Annotated in this window: 3 protein-coding genes; 2 read left to right on the forward strand and 1 reads right to left on the reverse strand. The window is 59.5% G+C overall.

Going from position 1 to position 2,613, the window contains the following annotated elements; all coding sequences use genetic code 11:
* Positions 1–513: zinc-binding dehydrogenase (locus E5W87_RS25305; RefSeq protein ID WP_292403839.1), on the forward strand; the 513-nt coding region annotated here is incomplete at its 5' end.
* A gap of 167 nt (positions 514–680) precedes the next feature.
* Here E5W87_RS25305 and E5W87_RS25310 read toward each other — a convergent pair.
* Positions 681–1,628: an AraC family transcriptional regulator gene (locus E5W87_RS25310; RefSeq protein WP_292403841.1), complete on the reverse strand. Its 948-nt coding sequence runs from the start codon at positions 1,626–1,628 to the stop codon at positions 681–683.
* Positions 1,629–1,832: 204 nt separating this feature from the next.
* On the opposite strand from E5W87_RS25310, the gene E5W87_RS25315 reads away from it, so the two are divergent.
* Positions 1,833–2,613: PAS domain-containing protein (locus E5W87_RS25315; protein WP_292403843.1), on the forward strand; the 781-nt coding region annotated here is incomplete at its 3' end.

The raw sequence follows: 2,613 nt of genomic DNA on the forward strand, positions 1-2,613 counted from the left end.
GGTGGCGTCTCGATCTTCACCTTGCAGTTGGCCAAGGCCGCCGGCGCCACGGTCGTCATCACCTCGTCGTCGGACGACAAGCTGGAGCGCGCCAAGGCACTCGGCGCCGATCATCTGATCAACTACCGCACGACGCCGGACTGGGACGCCAAAGTGCTCGAATTGACCGACGGCATCGGCGCCGACCTGATCGTCGAGACCGGCGGATCGGCCACCTTCGCCCGCTCGATCAACGCCGCCGCTTCGGGCGGCACGGTGTTCACCATCGGCTTCGTTACCGGCACCGAGGCCACCGCAAACCTGCTGCCGATCATCGTCAAGGCGCTCAAGGTGGTGGGCAACAATACCGGTTCGGTGTCCGACCTGCACGACGCCGCCCGCGCCATCGCCGCTGCCCGTATCGAGCCGGTCATCGACACGGTGTACAGCCAGGACCAGGCAGCCGAAGCCTACGCACACATGGCGGCCGGCGGCCGGCATTTCGGCAAGCTGGCTTTTGCGCTGTCGTGGTGATTGGTTGGTGCTGGCACTAAGCTGCCAATCTCCGCCCTTGCGGGGGAGATGCCAAGTTTTGGCAAAGAGGGCAGGACAGAGGGGGCGCTGTCCCTCCAGCCTGTTAATCGGTCGTTGTCAGGACCTGATTGCGGTCTCGAAAAAACCCGGTCGGAGGTGTCCGGCTTCTACCTGGCGCTGGTTGGCGTATAGCCGAAGCGGCGACGAAAGCAGCGATTGAAATAGGAGACGTCGCTGAATCCACATATCAGGGCAATTTCGCTGACCCGCATGCCGTCATTGCGTCGCTGCGACAGCATCTTGTGGGCTCTCTGCAAGCGCAGTTCGAGCACGTGCTCGGCAAAGCTGATACCGGTCTTCTGAAGGAGATCATGGACATAGCGGGCCGACAGGCCGAGTTCTTCGGCCACGCGCTGTGCCGAGATGCCAGGGTTGGCAAAATTGTCCGCGATCTTCGCCAAAACATCCTGCAACCTGGCGGCGCGCAGACCGCGCAAGCCGGCCAATTCCGCCGCCTCACCTTTCGCTCCGGTCGCCAGGCCGATCAGATCGACGATCGTTTCCGTGGCATGGGTTATCAGTTCCGGGGCGACGAGAGGATCGCCGGCTTCGAGAAACTGGCAGTAACGTTTGAGCAGCCCCAGGGCCTCGTTTTTACTGTCGATCTTCAGCGCCAGCCTGTCATCGATACGCGGGAGGGCATGCGCGAGGATGGCGCGCGGGATCACCACGTTCATCCATACATTCTTGTCGCTGCCGATCATTTTCAGAGGCTCTGCCGCTGTGACCAGGGCCGCTTCTCCCTGGCCGACATCATAGTCACGGCCGACCTGGGCTCCGGCCAATACGGTGTCGGCCTTGTTGATCAGCAGAAGGTAGCCATCATTGTCGTCGGCGGCGATGTTGCTCGCATTCCTCGTCGCATGCTTGATCGTTCCCGACATCTGGCCAAGAACCACCGGTCCGATCGCCGAGGCTTCGATCGTCGCCTCGAAAGGCAGATCTTCTGAAATGCCATATTCGACCGACCATATCTCCGCGACATGGATATCCTGCCAAAGGGAAAAGCGATCGCGTTCGCTAAGATGCGACGGCAATTGAGCCGATGAAAACACCGTCTTTTGCAACAATGGCGTACCCCTGCGACTTAAAAAAATATTGGACGCAATGCTTTCCATTCCAGGAATAACCAGCGACATTAATCGCGGCGTTCACCTGATTGAATTAAACCCATAATCGAGCTCAACCACGCGTGGCGTCACCCAAAAGTGTGATGCCGCGAAATCCTCCGAAGCGGAGCATGTAAATGGATAGGAGGCGTGGTGGAGAGGCTGAGCAGCGAAGCACTTAGTTCGATTATCGGTGATATCTACGATTGCGTTTTGAATCCGGAAGGCTGGGCTGATGTGATGACCCGGATCACAAAGGCCGTCGACGCGGCCTACACCACCATCGCGCTTGCCAGCACCGCCGACAATCATGGCCGGTTCGCGGCTCAATCGCCTTGGGATCCCGTGCAAATGCGTGTGCTCCAGGAGGACTATGACTTTGATGAGATCCCTGGCCTGAAGGCAGCAGTCATTGGCGACATTGACACGCCCGTTGCGACGCTGTCGCGCATGAGTGAAGCCGAACTCCAGCAAACGCCGTTTTTTCAGAATTGGGCCAAACCACAGGGATTGCGCGAGGCTTGCATCACCAAATTCGTTCATACGGCAGACCGGATCGGGCTCATGGGCCGCACCACGCGCGCCAGCAGGGGGACCATATCAGTTGAAGATCAGCGTTTCCTGGCATTGCTATCGCCGCATCTGCGCCGTGCTTCGCTGATTGGCGATTTGCTCGATCAGACCCGCGTTACATCAAGTCTTTATCGCGAGGCGCTCGACTACCTGGCTGTGCCTATTGTTCTTACTGGCGCCAACGGAGCAATTCTCCATGCGAATACGGCTGCCGATCAGATGTTTTCCGTGCAAGGTCCTATCCTTTCCAGGAACGGCCTGCTCCAGGCGCAGAACCCGGTGGCAGCCCGCGCTCTGCTGGAAGCAATCGCCAGTGCCGCCGGCGCAGATGCTTCGCTTGGCTCCCGCGGCATAGGGC

The organism is Mesorhizobium sp. (assembly GCF_004962925.1).
In the GTDB taxonomy this organism is placed as follows: domain Bacteria; phylum Pseudomonadota; class Alphaproteobacteria; order Rhizobiales; family Rhizobiaceae; genus Mesorhizobium.